At 39.8% G+C, this 18,151-nt stretch carries 15 protein-coding genes, 4 tRNA genes and 1 pseudogene; 17 read left to right on the top strand and 3 right to left on the bottom strand.

Features of this window, described 5'->3' with window-relative positions:
* Positions 1 to 45: 45 nt before the first annotated feature.
* From ACFVAD_RS20935 to rlmH, 14 genes are all read left to right on the top strand, one after another.
* A complete protein-coding gene (locus ACFVAD_RS20935) occupies positions 46 to 1,338 on the top strand; it encodes an adenylosuccinate synthase (protein WP_204413327.1) in 1,293 nt (430 codons plus the stop codon).
* A 338-nt stretch (positions 1,339 to 1,676) separates the two neighbouring features.
* Positions 1,677 to 1,752 (top strand) — tRNA-Lys (locus ACFVAD_RS20930).
* A gap of 6 nt (positions 1,753 to 1,758) precedes the next feature.
* Positions 1,759 to 1,833, top strand: a tRNA-Glu gene (locus ACFVAD_RS20925).
* Positions 1,834 to 1,853: 20 nt separating this feature from the next.
* Positions 1,854 to 1,929, top strand: a tRNA-Asp gene (locus ACFVAD_RS20920).
* 23 nt (positions 1,930 to 1,952) lie between these two features.
* Positions 1,953 to 2,025, top strand: a tRNA-Phe gene (locus ACFVAD_RS20915).
* A gap of 359 nt (positions 2,026 to 2,384) precedes the next feature.
* Positions 2,385 to 3,875, top strand: a complete 1,491-nt coding sequence (locus tag ACFVAD_RS20910; RefSeq protein ID WP_386644758.1) for a peptidoglycan DD-metalloendopeptidase family protein — start codon at positions 2,385 to 2,387, stop codon at positions 3,873 to 3,875.
* A 360-nt stretch (positions 3,876 to 4,235) separates the two neighbouring features.
* Positions 4,236 to 4,937, top strand: coding sequence for a response regulator YycF (yycF, locus tag ACFVAD_RS20905; protein ID WP_386644752.1), 702 nt, complete (start codon positions 4,236 to 4,238; stop codon positions 4,935 to 4,937).
* Between the two features lie 5 nt (positions 4,938 to 4,942).
* Positions 4,943 to 6,781 carry a cell wall metabolism sensor histidine kinase WalK gene (gene walK / locus ACFVAD_RS20900; protein WP_386644749.1) on the top strand — a complete coding sequence of 613 codons (1,839 nt, stop codon included), beginning with the start codon at positions 4,943 to 4,945 and terminating at the stop codon, positions 6,779 to 6,781.
* Positions 6,778 to 8,109, top strand: coding sequence for a YycH family regulatory protein (locus ACFVAD_RS20895; protein WP_386644746.1), 1,332 nt, complete (start codon positions 6,778 to 6,780; stop codon positions 8,107 to 8,109). Before walK ends, ACFVAD_RS20895 begins: the two co-directional genes overlap by 4 nt.
* Position 8,110: 1 nt before the next feature.
* Positions 8,111 to 8,905 carry a two-component system regulatory protein YycI gene (locus ACFVAD_RS20890; RefSeq protein ID WP_386644743.1) on the top strand — a complete coding sequence of 265 codons (795 nt, stop codon included), beginning with the start codon at positions 8,111 to 8,113 and terminating at the stop codon, positions 8,903 to 8,905.
* Between the two features lie 6 nt (positions 8,906 to 8,911).
* Complete coding sequence (locus ACFVAD_RS20885) at positions 8,912 to 9,706, top strand: MBL fold metallo-hydrolase (RefSeq protein WP_386644740.1); 795 nt, start codon at positions 8,912 to 8,914, stop codon at positions 9,704 to 9,706.
* 134 nt (positions 9,707 to 9,840) lie between these two features.
* Complete coding sequence (locus ACFVAD_RS20880; protein WP_386644737.1) at positions 9,841 to 11,073, top strand: S1C family serine protease; 1,233 nt, start codon at positions 9,841 to 9,843, stop codon at positions 11,071 to 11,073.
* A 103-nt stretch (positions 11,074 to 11,176) separates the two neighbouring features.
* Positions 11,177 to 11,332: a CxxH/CxxC protein gene (locus ACFVAD_RS20875; RefSeq protein WP_386644847.1), complete on the top strand. Its 156-nt coding sequence runs from the start codon at positions 11,177 to 11,179 to the stop codon at positions 11,330 to 11,332.
* An 82-nt stretch (positions 11,333 to 11,414) separates the two neighbouring features.
* Positions 11,415 to 11,894, top strand: a complete 480-nt coding sequence (gene rlmH / locus ACFVAD_RS20870; RefSeq protein ID WP_386644734.1) for a 23S rRNA (pseudouridine(1915)-N(3))-methyltransferase RlmH — start codon at positions 11,415 to 11,417, stop codon at positions 11,892 to 11,894.
* A gap of 651 nt (positions 11,895 to 12,545) precedes the next feature.
* On the opposite strand, the pseudogene ACFVAD_RS20865 reads toward rlmH, so the two are convergent.
* The 3 genes and pseudogenes from ACFVAD_RS20865 to ACFVAD_RS20855 all read right to left on the bottom strand — a co-directional run.
* Positions 12,546 to 13,550 (bottom strand): annotated as a pseudogene (locus ACFVAD_RS20865) (recombinase family protein); the annotation flags it as partial.
* Between the two features lie 69 nt (positions 13,551 to 13,619).
* Positions 13,620 to 15,101, bottom strand: a complete 1,482-nt coding sequence (locus ACFVAD_RS20860; protein WP_386644731.1) for a recombinase family protein — start codon at positions 15,099 to 15,101, stop codon at positions 13,620 to 13,622.
* A gap of 11 nt (positions 15,102 to 15,112) precedes the next feature.
* Positions 15,113 to 15,274: a hypothetical protein gene (locus tag ACFVAD_RS20855; RefSeq protein WP_386644728.1), complete on the bottom strand. Its 162-nt coding sequence runs from the start codon at positions 15,272 to 15,274 to the stop codon at positions 15,113 to 15,115.
* Between the two features lie 383 nt (positions 15,275 to 15,657).
* On the opposite strand from ACFVAD_RS20855, the gene ACFVAD_RS20850 reads away from it, so the two are divergent.
* The 3 genes from ACFVAD_RS20850 (at position 15,658) to ACFVAD_RS20840 (ending at position 17,976) form a co-directional block, all read left to right on the top strand.
* Positions 15,658 to 16,587 (top strand): phage/plasmid replication domain-containing protein, encoded by a 930-nt coding sequence (locus ACFVAD_RS20850; RefSeq protein WP_386644725.1) that lies wholly within the window; start codon positions 15,658 to 15,660, stop codon positions 16,585 to 16,587.
* Between the two features lie 139 nt (positions 16,588 to 16,726).
* Positions 16,727 to 16,972, top strand: coding sequence for a helix-turn-helix domain-containing protein (locus ACFVAD_RS20845; RefSeq protein ID WP_386644722.1), 246 nt, complete (start codon positions 16,727 to 16,729; stop codon positions 16,970 to 16,972).
* A 74-nt stretch (positions 16,973 to 17,046) separates the two neighbouring features.
* A complete protein-coding gene (locus tag ACFVAD_RS20840; protein ID WP_386644719.1) occupies positions 17,047 to 17,976 on the top strand; it encodes a hypothetical protein in 930 nt (309 codons plus the stop codon).
* Positions 17,977 to 18,151 lie beyond the last annotated feature (175 nt).

The raw sequence follows: 18,151 nt of genomic DNA, 5'->3' as shown, positions 1-18,151 counted from the left end.
AGTAAAAAAATAAAAGTCTACATATTTAGTGGAGGTGTACGAACTATGGCATCAGTAGTCGTAGTAGGAACACAATGGGGCGATGAAGGAAAAGGCAAAATCACGGATTTCCTTTCAGAAAACGCAGAAATGATCGCGCGTTACCAAGGTGGAAACAACGCAGGACATACAATTAAATTCAATGGTGAAACGTATAAATTACATCTAATCCCTTCTGGAATTTTCTATAGCGATAAGATTTGTGTTATCGGTAACGGGATGGTTGTCGATCCTAAAGCTTTAATCACAGAACTGAAATATCTTCATGATCGCGGAGTAAGCACAGATAACCTTCGCATCAGTAACCGTGCGCATGTCATCTTGCCTTATCATCTTAAACTGGATGAAGTGGAAGAAGAGCGCAAAGGTGCAAATAAAATCGGTACAACGAAAAAAGGTATCGGACCGGCATATATGGACAAGGCAGCACGAGTTGGAATCCGTATCGCAGATCTTCTTGACCGTGAGCTTTTCGAAGCAAAATTGGCACACAATCTTGCAGAGAAAAACCGTTTACTAGAAAAGATGTACGAAGCGGAAGGCTTTAAGCTTGAGGACATCCTGGACGAGTATTACGAATATGGCCAGCAATTCGCGAAATATGTAACAGATACTTCTGTTGTATTGAATGACGCATTAGACGATGGCCGCAGAGTGCTATTCGAAGGTGCACAAGGTGTGATGTTGGATATTGACCAAGGTACGTATCCTTTTGTTACATCCTCTAACCCTGTAGCTGGTGGAGTGACAATCGGTTCCGGTGTCGGCCCATCAAAAATCAATCACGTAGTAGGTGTAGCGAAAGCTTATACGACTCGTGTTGGTGATGGTCCTTTCCCGACAGAACTAGATAATGAAATTGGTCATCAAATCCGTGAGGTTGGAAGAGAGTATGGTACAACTACCGGAAGACCCCGTCGTGTCGGTTGGTTTGACAGCGTAGTGGTACGCCATGCTCGCCGTGTTAGTGGGCTGACAGATCTATCTCTTAACTCTATTGACGTATTAACAGGTATTGAGTCCTTGAAAATCTGTGTTGCATACAAGTACAAAGGCGAAGTGATGGAAGCTTTCCCTGCCAGCTTGAAAGTTCTTGCTGAATGTGAACCGGTATACGAAGAAATGCCAGGTTGGACAGAGGACATTACAGGCGTAAGAAGCCTTGATGAGCTTCCAGAAAATGCGCGTCACTACATCGAGCGTGTTTCCCAGCTTACAGGCATCCCTCTATCCATATTCTCTGTAGGACCAGATCGCTCTCAGACGAATGTTGTAAGAAGCGTGTACGCGAATAAATAATAAATATAAAATAGGGATGGTTGCTTTCTTAATAAGCAGCCATCTTTTATTATTGGTTCTATCAGAGAATAGTATTGGCTATATGACTATAGCTGTTGATTGGAGCAATAGGCGAAGACTCCTGCGGGAGACAGCGGTAGGCTGGAGACCCCACAGGCGAAGCCGAGGAGGCTCCAGCACCGCCCCGCGGAAAGCGCAGCCTAGTGCGGAAATCAACAGCGGAGTTGAGCAGGTACACTATGTTTAAATCTTTTTTTAAAAAAGACTATTGCTTAATGTAATGCTATTATGCTATTATTAAAAACGTCGTCAAAACAGTAGATTGTTAGACAACTCAAGTGCCATTAGCTCAGTCGGTAGAGCATCTGACTTTTAATCAGAGGGTCGAAGGTTCGAGTCCTTCATGGCACACCATTGCAAGGCCCATTGGTCAAGCGGTTAAGACACCGCCCTTTCACGGCGGTAACACGGGTTCGAATCCCGTATGGGTCACCATTTTATTTATAAGCTTCCAAGGTCCCGTGGTGTAGCGGTTAACATGCCTGCCTGTCACGCAGGAGATCGCCGGTTCGATCCCGGTCGGGACCGCCATTTTTATTTACATATCTAAATTAGGCTCGGTAGCTCAGTCGGTAGAGCAATGGACTGAAAATCCATGTGTCGGCGGTTCGATTCCGTCCCGAGCCATCCCAAAAAGCACGCCGCTTTTCACACTCGAAAAGCGGCGTGCTTTTTATATTCCACAAATCCTGCCAATAAACCCTTCATTTTACAAAACTACCAAAATATCCCCATCATTTATCAAAATTATGTAAGAAAAATTACCCATTCAGCTAACTATATAAGGAAAAACCACTAAAAATCGCCTAAATATGACAACAATAATACAATTATGTTACATCTTTTGTTCTACTATTCTATTCTTTTATAGTTATATGGTATGGTAAAGAAGTCGAAAAATTTGCGTGGGTATCGAAATACCTAGTAACCTTTCAACAAATAAACATGTTCTTTTTGTAGAGGAATGGAATCAGGGGGATTTAACCATGATCAGCCAAATAAAGTCTATATATAGTACATACACAAAAAAACTAAATATGAAACATAAAATACAAAACAATCGTTTTTCCGTGTTGACAAAGAAGGCATTGCTTACTACTGTTGCCGTAGGGACTTTATCAATTGGCGCTGTAGCTGCTCAAGCAAGTGAAAATTCCCTTTTAGGGACAATCTACCATGTCTATGTAAATGGAGAACGTGTTGGAGCAGTAGATGATAAAGGCCTGCTGGATAAAACAGTTGATGCAAAGATTCAAGAGATGCAGAAGGATTTCAAAGGTCTTGACCTTACTGTAGGAAACCAGCTTTCCGTTTTACCTGAAAAGGTATTCAGGCCTTCCACTCAGAACAAGGAAACTTTAGATAAAGTTACGGCTGAGTTGGAAGTACAGGCAAATGCCTCTGCCATAACTGTCGATGGAAAAGAAATCGTACTGCTTGGAAGCAAGGAAGATGCAGAAGCAGTAATCAAGCAACTGACTTTAGGTTTTGTCTCTGAGGAGAAATTGAAAGAGCTAGATCAAAGAAAGAAAGTCGATGTGGAGCTTCCTGCTATCAAAGTGGATGAGTCTCGTATATTAGACGTTCAAATGAAAGAAAAAGTTTCATTTTCCGAGAAAAATGTTAAACCTTCTGAAGTACTAACGGTTGAAGAAGCGGTCAACCTTCTGAAGAAGGGTGTCAAGGAAGAGGAAAAGTACGAAGTAGCGGAAGGAGATGTCCTAGGGGATATCGCTGAAAAGCACGACCTTACTTCCGAAGAGCTGTTGGCATTAAACCCTGACATCAAGGAAGACTCTTTACTGAAAATCGGATCCACATTAAATGTTACAGCGTTAAAGCCATTTGTACATGTGGTAGTAAAAGAGGAATCCTCCCGTAATGAAGAAATCCCTTACGAGCAAGAAGTAGTGGAAGATGCGGATCTTCCTAAAGGGGAAACCAAAGTTAAGCAGCAAGGTGTAAATGGAGAGAAAAACATTCAAACCATCATAACAAAAGAAAATGGTTTTGAAGTCAATAAAGAGATCACACATGAAGAAGTGCTGAAGGAACCGGTAAAGCATATTGTACTAAAAGGTACGAAGGTCATCCCTTCCCGCGGCAGTGGATCGCTTGCATGGCCGGCAGTAGGCGGTTATGTTTCAAGTAAAATGGGACATCGCTGGGGTAAAATGCACAAAGGTATTGATATCGCTCGTCCAAGCGACCGTACAATCAAAGCGGCTGATAATGGTGTTGTAGAGTCAGCTGGCTGGGATGGCGGTTATGGCAATAAGATCGTGATCAATCACCAAAATGGAATGAAGACTACGTACGCCCATTTGGCATCCATTGATGTATCAGTTGGACAAACAGTCGCTCGAGGAGCAAAAATCGGGGTAATGGGAACAACTGGTCAGTCTACTGGAATTCACCTGCACTTTGAAGTGTACCAAAACGGTCAACTAAAAGACCCAATGCAATATTTAAACTAAAATAATCTTTTAAACCTCTAGCAAACCACAAAAGCTAGAGGTTTTTCTTTCTTTTTGACTGTGTGTTTATGACTATTCTAATTATATTTGAATCTAGCTGTTGATTGGAGCAATAGACGAAGACTCCTGCGGGAGGAAGCGGTAGGCTGGAGACCCCGCAAGGCGAAGCCTGAGGAGGCTCCAGCATCGTCCCGCGGAAAGCGAAGTCTAGTGCGGAAATCAACAGCGGTGTTCAATGAGATTCCTGCTTTTCGGTTATTAGATGCTTTACCGAGCTTTACATGGTAAAGTATTTAGTATAATGCACGTTGAAAATTTAAATGATACTAGTAGATAGACGTGATAAGGAGCGAAAACGAGATGGAAAAGAAAATATTAGTTGTAGACGACGAGAAACCAATTGCAGATATATTGAAATTCAATCTTCAAAAAGAGGGTTATGATGTATATTGCGCCTATGATGGAGAAGAAGCAGTCAACAAAGTGGAAGAAGTTCGCCCCGATCTGATTCTATTAGATATCATGCTGCCTCAAAGAGATGGAATGGAAGTTTGCCGTGAAGTCAGGAAGAAATATGAAATGCCGATTATCATGCTGACTGCCAAGGATTCGGAAATAGATAAAGTGTTGGGCCTTGAATTGGGTGCCGATGATTATGTCACGAAGCCTTTCAGCACACGCGAATTAATCGCACGTGTAAAGGCTAATTTGCGTAGGCATCAACAGAAAGGCAATGAAGTGGATGAACCGACCGAGATCGCCATCGGCTCGCTTGTGATTCACCCAGACGCCTATATGGTGACAAAACGAGGCGATATGATTGAGCTGACGCATCGTGAGTTCGAATTGCTTCATTATCTGGCTAAGCATATAGGACAGGTCATGACCCGTGAGCATCTGCTACAAACGGTCTGGGGATATGACTATTATGGAGATGTCCGCACAGTGGACGTAACTGTGCGACGCCTCCGCGAAAAGATAGAGGACAATCCAAGCCATCCTACATGGATTGTAACTAGAAGAGGAGTTGGCTATTACCTGCGACAATCCGAGCAGGAATAATACTCATGAAAAAAGTTGGTTTCTTTCGTTCCATTCACTTAAAATTTGTGTTGATATATGTCCTGTTGATTCTGATTGCCATGCAGATTATCGGGGTATATTTTGTAAGCAAGCTTGAAAAGCAATTAATTAGTAATTTTTCAGACTCCCTAGACGAACGGATATCGTTATTGACCTACAGTATTGAGCAGGAAATCAAGAAGCAACGGGACGATACGACGTTAACCATTGAAGAGGATATCCGGAATGTTCTGCAGGATGTTACCATGGAGGACATTTTGGAAGTCCGGGTCATTAATAACAAAAGCAGGGTTTTGGGAACCTCTGATCCTTACAATCAAACTAGAATGGTAGGGAAAAGGACAACAGACCTGCTTATTAAACGTGCTCTTGCGGTGGGACAATATTCCGAGGATGATGCCATCGATCGTAATACAGGAGACCGTGTGCGAATTATTGCAGCTCCCATAAAAACGAACAGTCAGGAAATCATTGGCGCTATCTATATGAAGGCATCCATGGAAAATGTTTATGATCAAATGCGGCAGATTAATAGTATATTTACTGCTGGGACAACGCTTGCTCTGGCTGTAACGGCTGTATTGGGAGTGCTGTTAGCGCAGACCATTACGAGGCCGATGTCGGATATGAGAAAACAGGCGTTGGAGATGGCGAGAGGGAACTTTTCTCGAAAGGTAAATATATATGGAAACGATGAAATAGGGCAACTGGCGCTTTCATTTAATAACCTGACACGAAAACTCCAGGAAGCGCAGGCTACAACTGAGGGAGAAAGACGTAAGCTCAGTTCGGTCCTTTCCCATATGACAGATGGGGTTATTGCGACAGACCGGAAAGGCAGGGTTATCCTGATCAATGAGCCGGCACTCGGGATGTTGAACGTTTCACGTGAAACAGTCCTTCAAAAACCGATTGTGGAAGTCCTTGATATTGTAGAAACACATACCTTTGATAGTTTAGTATCAGAACAGGAAACGCTTATCCTGGACTTCAGTACAGATAAGAAACCTTTGATCCTTCGAGCCAGCAACTCCATCATTCAAAAGGAAACAGGGTTCATTAACGGTTTGATTACAGTTTTACATGATATTACAGAACAAGAGAAGATAGATCAAGAGAGACGGGAATTCGTTGCAAATGTATCCCATGAACTTCGAACACCTTTGACCACGATGCGCAGTTATTTGGAGGCGTTGGCGGAAGGTGCCTGGAAGGATGACGAGATTGCGCCGAAGTTTCTGGATGTGACACAGACGGAAACCGAGCGTATGATCCGCCTGGTAAATGACCTGCTTCAGCTCTCCAAAATGGATACCAGGGATTATCGTTTTAATAAAGTATCCGTCGATTTTGTGGAATTCTTCAATCGGATCATCGATCGTTTCGAGCTATCAAAATCCCAAGAGGTGACGTTTGTCCGTGACTTGCCTGCAGAAGCAGTGTGGGTGAGTCTGGATGAGGATAAAATCACCCAGGTATTGGACAATATCATCTCGAATGCCATGAAATACTCCCCCGAGGGTGGTATTATCACTTTTGCTGTCCATATAGAGGAAACAGCCAAACAGATCTTGGTAAGTATTAGCGATCAGGGTGTAGGTATACCTAAAGCTGATCTTTCCAAGGTATTTGATCGTTTTTATCGTGTGGATAAAGCACGCACACGTATGCTTGGGGGGACTGGCTTAGGGCTTGCCATTGCAAAAGAAATGATTAATGCACATAATGGGGACATTTGGGCGTCAAGTCAGGAAGGGAAGGGAACAAAGATTTTCTTTACACTTCCTATCACGCAAGAAGAACAAAAGGATGATTGGTCATGAAATACGAAAATCTGAAATCACTTATATTAACCATCCTTGTCTTGACTAGCTTGGTTCTTTCCTGGAACTTGTGGACTTTTCAGCCGTCATTGGATTATACGAGCAATGAAAAGCTGCTTCGAAATGTGGAAATCAGTAAAACGGAAGAACCCGAAAATATTATTCGCCCTTCCAAAATCCTTTATCACTTTGATGGGGTGCATTATGGAACGATCGAGAACCAGGAGATCAACCGTTTTGCTAAAGAAATGAAAAAGTGGAGTTTATTTGACATAGACCCCACTTCCACCTTAATGGACGAAGAGGAGTTCATTCCATTTATGCATGACAATGGGAAAATGGAAGTGATATTCCCTGATGAAATACCTTTGGAAACCTTAAGATTCCTTATTGGCTTTACTGACGAAGAAGTGCCGAATGGAACGGTGGACCGAATCTTGATAGACATTGATAATCAAGTGGAAAAAAGTGCACCGATCCTGCACCTGGTCAACTATGAAGATCGCAGAATGTATAAGGCCAAGGTGAACAATATCTCCCTTTCGACTCTTAAGGAGAAATTCTATACACCATCCGTCATATATAACGAGTATGTCAGTATTGCTGCTGAGGAGGACAGGTATATTTTCGTACCTAAGGGTCCAATAGAATTGCCCAGAATGAACTTTCTCACAGACTCGATTAATCCGGATGAGTTCAGGGATGCATTATTCAATGATCCAAGTGTCGTGACAAAGGATCAGATGAATGTAGGGGAAGTATATACGGACAGTGAAAGATTCATGAGCGTGGACCGTACTTATACGCAACTGCAATATGTCAATACGGTATTGCCTAGTGAAGCCAATTCCCCTGATTTTAATGTGATTGAACGCGGAATAGACTTTGTGAACGATCATAGCGGCTGGACGGATAGATTCCAATTCTCACGCTGGAATGTATCAGACGCAGATTATGAAAGGGTTGTTTTTCAATTACATGTTGGAAACTATCCTGTGATGAACCGTGATGGCCTAACGGAGATAAATCAGGTGTGGAGAAACAATGAAGTGTCAAGCTATTCCCGCCCTATCTATCAACTGGGGCCACCGATAAACGATCCTCAGATTACTATTCTTCCACCTGCAGAACAAGTGGCACGGGAGTTGAATGGCCTGAAGAATTTGGATATGTCAACGGTCCAGGATATCAGGGTCGGCTATGAACTAAAACGGGAAATGGATTATCAAGGGGTATTCATATTGGAACCTGTTTGGATGTACCTTGATAACAACAGCTGGTCAAAGGTCATTTTCACGGAAAAAGATGAACTGGGAGGGGGAATGTAAGATGGATTGGCGGAAAACAAAGACCATCTTCATTATTACATTTCTCATTCTGAATATCTTTTTAGCTTCGCAAATATTTGAAAAGAGAGATGAAAATCAGTGGTCTATCATTACAGAGGCTACGATTGAAGAGCAATTCGAAGCGGATGAAATTACCTATGAGACTCTTCCAAAGGAACCCATAACCGAAAGCTATATCAGTGGAAAGAGCTATAAATTTTCTGTTGAGGACAAGGAAGCATTGGAGAAAAAAGGTCAAACTGTCGAGATAGTTAACGAAACAGTTCTTGTAGGTGCTTTCAATGAACCTATACCTGCTCCCGAAACCGATCTGGAAACCAGGCTTCCTCAGCTTCTGAAAGATCAGTTGTTATTCAACGAAAAATATGATTATAAGACCTATCGTAAAGGGGAAAAAGAGCTTATCTTCTTTCAATCCTTCAAAAAAGGACTGATCTATAGCAACAATGAGAGCGGCATGCTTAGTTTATATCTGGATGATGAAAACAATATCGTCTCCTACAAACAGACCCTGATTTCCGATTTGGAAGAGATGGATGAAGCACAGGAGCTAATAACGGCCTTCAATGCACTGGAAAACCTGTATAATATGAATGAACTGAAGCCTGGAAGCCATGTTACGGATGTAAAGCTTGGCTATTATACGTTAGTACAGATTACCTCATCCCATGTACTGACACCTACTTGGCATATAGTCGTCAATGGGGAACAGGATTTCTTCGTCAATGCATTGGAAGGTCAGATCATCCGAAAAGAAAATAGAACATTGGAGTGAAGTGACATGAGCCTGCATTTTAGCGTGCTTGCCAGTGGTAGCACTGGAAATGCAATTTATGTCGCAACAGAGGAGCATTCTTTATTAATTGATGCTGGTTTGAGCGGCAAAAAGATGCAAGAGCTATTTACCAAAATAGATAAAAAAATCGAGGACCTCTCAGGCATCCTGGTTACACATGAACATAGCGACCACATTAAGGGGATTGGGGTGCTTGCGAGAAAGTACAAGCTCCCTATCTATGCGAATGAAAAGACTTGGAAAGCGATGGATGGTCTGGTCGGCGCCATTCCGACCGATTTGAAATTCAATTTTGAGACGGAGCGGGTCAAAACCTTTGGTGATTTGGATGTAGAGTCATTCGGTGTTTCCCACGATGCTGCGGAGCCGATGTTCTACGCTTTTCATCAGGGAGACAAAAAGGTGGTCGTCATTACCGATACAGGCTATGTGAGCGACCGGATGAAAGGGATCATCTCGAACGCAAACGCGTATGTTTTTGAAAGCAATCACGATGTACAGATGCTGCAGATGGGGCATTACCCTTGGAGCATCAAACGCCGTATCCTCAGTGATGTCGGGCATGTATCCAACGAGGATGCAGCGCTTGCCATGGCAGATGTGATGGGCGATCAAACTAAGCGTATTTATTTGGCGCATTTAAGTCAAGATAATAACATGAAAGATCTAGCCAGAATGTCTGTAGAGCAAACACTTGCGACACGGGGTATCATCACCGGTGAGCAAGTCGAGCTATATGATACAGATCCAAAATCTCCAACTGCGCTTGCTTTCGTGTGAAATCTTAGGCTTTTAGCGCCTTTCTTTTTGTCTTTTCCGAAATGAAAATGCAAAGGAACAGCTCCAGGCTTAAGGCTTTCACACGAAAAGTTGCCGTTTGGAGAGATGCATTTTCCAGGAAGGAAGGATATGAAGTGGGATACTACGACCAGCATGAGCATTCAAGAAAGAAAAAAACAGGGAGAGGATACTTGATACCGGGCCTAATTGGGCTATTACTCGGTGCATTCCTTTTCATGGTTGCCATTCCGTCATTATCAAAAAATGCAACACCAGAATTGAGTGAGCCAAGAAATGAGGGAGAAGTAGGCCGATTACCAGAACCAGGAGAGGCGGGGTCCGCTGAAATACGGAATGTTTCCGTCAATGTCGAATCCGCGGTTACACAAGCGGTGGATGCAGTAGCTGAAGCGGTAGTTGGTGTCATTAATCTGCAGCAGTCCTCATTCTGGGAAAATGACGAGGTCGAATCGGACCAAGAAGGGGAAGCGGGTACTGGGTCTGGTGTCATTTATAAAAAGGAAAATGGCAAAGCCTATGTTGTCACAAATTTTCATGTCATTGAAGGAGCAGGAGAAGTCGAATTGAGCCTGATTGATGGAACGAGGGTACCGGCAGAAGTGCTTGGAGAGGATCCATGGATGGATTTGGCTGTACTTGAAATGAAGGATGAATTGGTGACTAAGGTCGCTGATTTCGGAAACTCTGATAGTGTGCGTACAGGCGAGCCTGTCATTGCAATCGGGAATCCACTCGGACTTCAATTCTCCGGTTCTGTGACACAAGGAATCATTTCCGGCACGGACAGAAGTATTCCGGTGGACATTAACCGCGATGGCACATTCGACTGGCATGCGGATGTTATGCAGACTGATGCCGCCATTAATCCTGGTAACAGTGGAGGGGCATTGATCAATATCCAAGGCAAGCTTATTGGTATCAATTCCATGAAAATCGCCCAGCAGGAGGTAGAGGGTATCGGACTGGCTATCCCAATCAACTCGGTGATTCCAGTCATCAATGATCTGGAGCAGTATGGAGAGGTAAGAAGGCCATACTTTGGGGTCAGCATCGGTTCCTTATCGGATGTATCCAGCTACCATTGGCAGGAAACATTAAAGCTTCCGGAAGAGGTAAAAGCAGGCGTCTACGTTACGGGGGTTTCCCCTGGTTCACCAGCAGCGGAAGCAGGACTCCAGGAATATGACGTAATCGTCGAACTTGATGGCGAGCCTGTAAGAGACGTCATAGAGCTTCGGAAACACTTGTATAACGAAAAAGAAATCGGAGACACCATGGAAGTGACATTCTACAGAGGCAAGGATATAAAGAACGTTTCTGTGGAGCTATCTGAAGAATCATCATAAAAAAAGGGGGGAGATTTCCCCCTTTTTCTGTGCTTTCATTTATAAACATGTGGATAAGTGGTATCCTTGTAAGGAAAACAAGGTGGAGAAAGGATTGGACACAATGAAATGCTGTTTGGATCATATCGAGCTGGCAATGGAAATGTACATAGATGAACACGAAGAAGCACCAATATTGGAGATGGTGCCAGAAGAGGAAAAGTTATCAACAACCTGTGAATTCTGCTCAGAACATGCAGTATATATGGTGGGGAACTAATATTCGCATACTAAATGTGGATAGAAATTGTTGATATGTGGATAACTTCTGTGGATAAACTGTTTGCAAGGCGGGGATGACTGTGAATATCTCAATAATCACAATAGGAAAGCTAAAAGAAAAATATTTAAAGCAGGGAATTGAGGAGTACCTGAAGCGACTCGGTGCATATGCGAAGGTGGAGGTAGTGGAACTGCCCGATGAAAAAGCGCCTGAGCAACTAAGCGATGCGGAAATGATCCAGGTCAAGCGGAAAGAAGGAGAACGGATCCTTGCGAAGATATCGGATGATACCCATGTCATCGCCCTCGCTATCGAAGGAAAGCAGCGTTCTTCAGAACAGCTCGCCAGTGAAATCGATAAGCTCGCTACCTATGGGAAGAGTAAGATAGCTTTTGTTATTGGCGGCTCACTCGGTCTGAGCGATGAAGTGATGAAGAGGGCGAACGATACGCTGTCGTTTTCCAAGATGACTTTTCCTCATCAGCTTATGAGGTTGATACTGCTTGAGCAGGTGTATCGGGCTTTTCGGATTAATCGGGGTGAACCGTACCACAAATAGAGGCAAAAAAAGTTGTAAATAAGGTGGTATTTTGTTGTCGAAAGCGGGTATTGGTTGTGAAAATTCATCTTCTTTATCCGTTTCTCGGTACAACATGTGGATGAGTGTAAAGGTCTTAGAGACATTAATCTCTGTAAAATTAAAATTTAATTGAATCTTATCAACAGTACGTGAGCGGTTCTCCAGTTGTTTAATTGAGATATTTCCAATTAATAATTGAAGTAACTGCTTTTTATGTTGCCTTGAAGATTTATTATATTGTTCAACAAATTTTTTCAATAGAATTCGAACCGGCTCAGGTTGAATACTCTTTGTTTCAAATGACTCTAATTGTCTCAATATCTCTCTTCTCTCATGTTCGAATAGAGTCTTATCTTTGTCAATTTGTTGCAAACGTTCTTGTAAAATTGCAATAGGGAACAGATTTTGTTCAAATGCTTCCAGATACTTTTTCTGTATATGATATAAATCAACCTGTTTATTTTCCACATTTTTTAATTTCTCTTTTAACTGAAATTGATTTTCTTGTGATTGTTGATTTAATGATTGAATCACAGAATTGAAATAATCCTTCTTTTGAAGAAAGTCTTCAATCCTATTCAAAACTTGACTTTCTGCGTCATATGATCTGATTCCATTAGATTTACAAGCAGTAGCCCCTTTATTATGGAAATTAGAACAGACATAGTAACGATGTTTTATTTTTGAACCGTCTTTTCGTGTATAAGTAGTAATTGAAGGTACCATTCCTTGACCGCAATCAGGACAACGTAAAAGTGAACTTAATAGAAAAGGTTCATTTGATTGACGCTGTTTAAAAGATTTGGACTTTCTCCTAGCCTGTACCAAATTCCAAAGGTCATCAGATATAATTAATTCATGTTTTCCATCCACAAGTAGAGGATTAGGATTCTTTCCTTTTCGTCGTTTAGTATCCCAATTTTCCACCTTTAGCCAACTTATCTTTCCATTATAGATTGGGTTATCTAATATTTGAGCAATTCCATTAATAGAAAATAAGCGATTTCTTTTTGTTCGATAACCAGACTTATTTAGTAAATTTGCAATTGCCTTTAAACCTTTTCCAAATAAGTATTGATCGTAAATAAGTCGTACTACCTTCGCTTCTTCCTCATTGATAATAAGTTCTTTTTTTATAGAATCATAACCAAATACTATACCGCCATTCCAAGAGCCCTCTAAAGCACGTTGTTTCATTCCAAGTTTTACGTTTTCAGCAAGAGTATTTCGTTCCATTTCTGCTATACTAGCCATCAACTGCACGACGAGTCGACCAATTGGGGTGCTGGTATCAAAATTCTCGGAGTAAGAAATGAATTTAATATCATTTGCTTCAAATTTGTTTAGCAATACCATTGTGTCTAATAAGTTACGGGAAAGTCGAGATATTTTCCAAACTATTACAGCTTGGAATTCATGTTTTTCAATGTCACTTATAAGGCGTTGCATAGCAGGCCGTCCTTCAATATTCTTACCACTAATTCCTTCATCTACATACTCTTTTGAGACTCCCCAATGATAGAGTTTGGCATAGTCACGTAAAGTTTGTAATTGAGCGGGTATACTATACCCTTCATTTGATTGTTCTTCTGTACTAACTCGACAATATATTGCTATATTTTTAATTTCTACCAAATAATCAACTCCTTTTTAAATTATTCTAAAAGCCCAACACCAAAAAGGAAAGGAGAACCTCCTTTCCTTTTATGCAGACTGACTCAATTGAGGAATGTGTTTTAATTCAAATTTGAATTTAATCTCTTTAATGGTTCTTTCTTTCGTTGAATTTCCTTGATTCATGTAGATACTATCAATAAAGGAGTGAAGAACCTTCTTCTTATCTTCATTGGACATAACTTCAAAGAAAACGTCTAATTTTTCGATAGCAACTGAAATGGTTTCACTTAAATTGTTTTTTTGTCGTTGTTCTATTTGTTTTTCTAGCGTACAAAGAAATTGAGCAAGTTCGCATTCCTCCCTTTGAATATCCTTAATTTGTTGTCTAAAAGTTGGTTCGTCAAGAACATCATCACTTCTCCATGATATAACATCGTTTTTCTTCTTTGATAAACGGTGAAGCTCCTTTTTCATTTCCTTGATTTTGTCTTCAATGGGTTCTACTTCACTGGATATGGTGGATAGAGTAGAGTTTATAATGGGGATTGTGAGGTCTAATGATTTTATTGTTTGGACAAAGCAGTTGAATACAAATTGTTCTGCGTATTCCTTATTGATGAGATTGGATGAACAGGCAAATTTACCACTATTTTTGTTTCTACTGCATTGATAGTATTTGTACTTTTTGCTACTGTTTCCTTGAACCATTGGAGAGTTACATTCAGGACACTTTATTAAACCAGACAAAGAATAAGTCCCAGGATGAAGTTTTTCTGGAAGATAACTTTTAATTTGAAGTATTTTCTGAGTTTGTTTCCAAAGAGTGTCATCAATGATTCTGGTATGTTTTCCTTTTGTAAAGCTGCCTTTCCATTTAACATCTCCAATATAAATTCTGTTGTTCAAAATAGTTTTTACTGATGTGATAGACCAATGTTTCTCATTTTTTGTTTTTATACCTTGTTCGTTGAGATTTGATGCAATTTTTCGGTATCCCCATTGGTCAATGGCATATTTTTCAAAGATGTATCTTACTACTTTGGCTTCATTAGGGTCCAATTTGAGCTCTTTATTTTCAGTATAGTAGCCATAAACCTTCCCCCCATTGAAATTCCCTAGTTCTGCATTTTTCTCCATTCCTGTGGAAGTACGAAACCTTATCATATCTCGCTCAAGCTCTGCGACTAATGACATAACTTGATAGAGTAGTTTTGCATTGGTGTCTCGGGTATCAATATTGTCTGCGATACAGATTAAGTGTTTGTTTGCACCAGTAAGTCGTTTGTAGATATACAAAGCATCTAGGTTATCTCTGGAAATACGATCAGACTTGAGTACCACAACATAATCAATATCTTCATCTTTGTCGAAGGCATGTTGATACATATGCTTAAATTGCTTTCTATCCTTAATATTTTCTGCAGAGAAAGCTCCTTCATCATAAATGTGAACGAGAGTAAGTTGATTGTTTTTACAGTATTTCTCTATTTCCTCCTTTTGCTTTTCAATGGATGTGTTATCTAATTGTTTATCTGTGCTTACACGTACGTATCCTATAGCTCTCGGCATAAAATCTCCTCCTAATCGGCAATAATTGATTTTTTAATTTCAGATTCATATTTAAGGAACATTTCTGACATAAGGTTAATGAATGATTTTGCCTTTACTTTATCAAGTTCCTCTTCCGTCAACAATTGTTCTTCAAATTCTTCATTGTAATCAAAAGATGGGGTTTTCTTCATAGTAGATGTTTCCTTTCATGGTGAGGTGTTCTTTCGAGGATGTTCTGAGGGATAGGGAATGAGTAATACCCTGTGTATATAACTTTACAAGACTGTCAAATCAATGTCTAAAAAATTAGGTTCTACCAATATGGAACTTAATTCCTATTTTGGTAGAACATTTTATACTGTTAATCATTGAATAATTTCTTTCTTTCTTGTATAGCATTCAAGGTCGATTGCCTATTAGGCGATTGAAAAATACATTAAATATGGGTAGTTTGGGAAAAAGAATAATCCCTAAATGCAGGAAAAAGAGATGGATTCAAAGGAAATAGTCGCTTTTTAGCTGAAATAGGAGATTCAACTATTTCCCGAAACCGATATTGAAGGAGGAAACGAAAGTGATACACACTGCACGTTTTTACATGGATTTAACACCAGATGAAGCATATTTAATGGAAAGAAATTTAGGAACCACGTTGGATCATCTGCAATCAAAGGTAGACAAGAAGTTTAATGGAATTACAGCATGGGTTGTAAAACAGTATGGAGTAAGACTATTCATTGTAATAGACTTCATCAAATTATTGGATAAGACCCTTATTCGAGAGAGTGATTATACTCAAGTTGAAATTCAGATTGAGGAGTTGATTCAGTGTCTTTTTCGGGATAAATTATTTTTTCAAAGGCTAAATCTCACGAGAATTGATTTTAGGCTAGATGTTAAGTTGCAAGATGAGGAAAGAAAATTGCTTTTCTTCCTTTATAGAAAGACTACTTCAAAATATCGACATCAGCAAAAATATGATCAATACAAAACAACTGTATATTTTAATTCTAAGAGTGTTCAATGCTGTTGTTATGACAAGGAGGAAGAAGCTAAAGCAAAAAGAGGTTTCATTGAGAGCCACGAAGCTGGTGTTTTTCGATTAGAAGTGCGTTTAATGAACCAGCACTTAAAATATAAGAAATATCGCATAGGTAAGGAAAAATGTCTAAAGGAGTATTTTCAAGACAATCTGTTTAAGCAGTACATGACAGAATACTTTGAAGCAATCCTTTATAAAGGAGGCTATTACAAAATCACAAAAGCAAAGACTATTATCAATGGTAGTTGCTTAAAACCAGCTGAAAAAGAGAAGTTGATACAATTTTTGTCTTATGTATCAACTTATGGTATAGACTCTGCAAAGAAGAAATTCACAAAATACTACTTTCAGAAGTTTTGCAAACAATTGGAAACCCTCCAAATCAATCCTGTTTTGATCCCCAAAAACAAAAAAGAATTTCCTTCATTTATGAAAAATCCTCTCTCATATTTACACGAATGATTCAAATGGTAAGACAGCATACGACAAAAACCTTCATTTTGCTGTTATAAAAGAATGCCTAGTTTAATAGCATACAAGGTCAAATTGAGAAGGACAACCTCCAATTTGGCAAAATAACAGCTTAACGAGGTGATTCAATATGAAACAACGTAAACAAAGTAAAGCAGTTTCACTAGAATTCGGAAATCTTATCAAACATCGACGAGAAGAGCTAGGATACACAATCAAACAAGTTGCCTCTGAAATTCATTCAAGCGAAAGCTATATTTCCAGAATTGAGGGTCATAAAAGGAATAATCCTAGTATCTGCATCGTTCATGGTATTGCAGAAGTATTAGAAATAGATCTGAGATACCTATTGGAAGTTGCATTTTCAAAAGAATAAGTTGATAGAAAGTTCAATGAGTCGAATCAAAAAAGCAAGGGGGAGCTAGACTCCCCCTATAGGAGGAATGTTAGATGAGTAAAAATGGAAGTAAAAAGGAATATATCTTTAACCTTATCCTGCAAAGAAACCCACAGTTATTGAGTCCCATTGTTGGAGAGATTGAATTAATTGAGTTAGAATACGATCCTAATAAAAGGATTGATATTTTTGGTAGAGATTTAAACCATAATTCTCCAATTTACGTTGAAAGTCAATTAGGATGTTCAGATGAAGTTCATTTTGAGAAGATAAGGAAACTAATAGAAACCAATCAGAATGAGAGAGGAATTTTTATCTGGATTGCTTCTCGGTTTAAAGATGAGCATTTAGGTGAGATTAGGAACCTATTTGAATCACATTCGATAGAGAAGTCTATTACAATTCTAGCCTTCTCAATACAAAAAGGTTACTTGGAAATGCTGGATAACCTAAATCAACTAAGAGATTTAGACATCTGGAAGCAAATTAATCAAAAGGATTTTGTCCTTCCCGAATTGAGTTTAGAACAACAATGTGGTGAGTTATCACACGAATTTAAAAATTCTACAGAAACAGTTTTAAATTGCCCAGTAGAGTCTCCTTCAACAATAGAAATTAACTCCTACCTTCTATCTACATTAAGAAAAGAAGTTCCGTACTTACTTAATGTGCATCGCTCAAAGAAATTAACGGTAAATCCTATCGTTTTTGGTTTAGGGGTTTCAGATCTTAGCATTGTTATCAATCTAGCTGCAAGTGAAACTACTATTAGATTAGAAAATGATTGGCAATCTCCTTTGTTTCAAAAGATAGTGTGGCAATTTAAGTGCAACGAGGGGAATTTTGAAACAATCGTTTTCGAAGACAAGAGGATAGTTTTCCCAATACCGGAGTTAGAGGATTTTAAGGAAAAAGTTGATATGACGACTAAAATGTTTAAGAAGTTAGTTGATGTTGTTATCCCAACTATATACAGCCTATAAGAAGGGGTTCCCCACATTTTAGAGGGGAGCTCTTTCTTTTATAATTTATTTCACGATTTCTGGTGTTGTATTTCTGTACATAAAGGAATAGAACAAGGTGTTCAAATAAAAAACAGGGGGAAATCAAATGTATTTGTTTCCAAACAAATAAAAACCATTAAATAGTTAATGAAAA

This window comes from Sutcliffiella sp. NPDC057660 (assembly GCF_042800035.1).
Classification (GTDB): Bacteria; Bacillota; Bacilli; order Bacillales; family Bacillaceae_I; genus Sutcliffiella_A.
The sequence above is the reverse complement of the archived record's forward strand: the minus strand, read 5'-3'. Positions and strand labels throughout refer to the sequence as shown.

Excerpts from the sequence above, each read along its gene's own strand:
- ACFVAD_RS20875 (WP_386644847.1), top strand. The coding sequence starts at position 11,177 with ATGAAATGCTGTTTGGATCATATCGAGCTGGCAATGGAAATGTACATA.
- ACFVAD_RS20845 (WP_386644722.1), top strand. The coding sequence starts at position 16,727 with ATGAAACAACGTAAACAAAGTAAAGCAGTTTCACTAGAATTCGGAAAT.
- ACFVAD_RS20855 (WP_386644728.1), bottom strand. The coding sequence starts at position 15,274 with ATGAAGAAAACCCCATCTTTTGATTACAATGAAGAATTTGAAGAACAA.
- ACFVAD_RS20935 (WP_204413327.1), top strand. The coding sequence starts at position 46 with ATGGCATCAGTAGTCGTAGTAGGAACACAATGGGGCGATGAAGGAAAA.
- ACFVAD_RS20910 (WP_386644758.1), top strand. The coding sequence starts at position 2,385 with ATGATCAGCCAAATAAAGTCTATATATAGTACATACACAAAAAAACTA.
- ACFVAD_RS20840 (WP_386644719.1), top strand. The coding sequence starts at position 17,047 with ATGAGTAAAAATGGAAGTAAAAAGGAATATATCTTTAACCTTATCCTG.
- ACFVAD_RS20885 (WP_386644740.1), top strand. The coding sequence starts at position 8,912 with ATGAGCCTGCATTTTAGCGTGCTTGCCAGTGGTAGCACTGGAAATGCA.
- ACFVAD_RS20860 (WP_386644731.1), bottom strand. The coding sequence starts at position 15,101 with ATGCCGAGAGCTATAGGATACGTACGTGTAAGCACAGATAAACAATTA.
- walK (WP_386644749.1), top strand. The coding sequence starts at position 4,943 with ATGAAAAAAGTTGGTTTCTTTCGTTCCATTCACTTAAAATTTGTGTTG.
- ACFVAD_RS20890 (WP_386644743.1), top strand. The coding sequence starts at position 8,111 with ATGGATTGGCGGAAAACAAAGACCATCTTCATTATTACATTTCTCATT.
- yycF (WP_386644752.1), top strand. The coding sequence starts at position 4,236 with ATGGAAAAGAAAATATTAGTTGTAGACGACGAGAAACCAATTGCAGAT.
- ACFVAD_RS20895 (WP_386644746.1), top strand. The coding sequence starts at position 6,778 with ATGAAATACGAAAATCTGAAATCACTTATATTAACCATCCTTGTCTTG.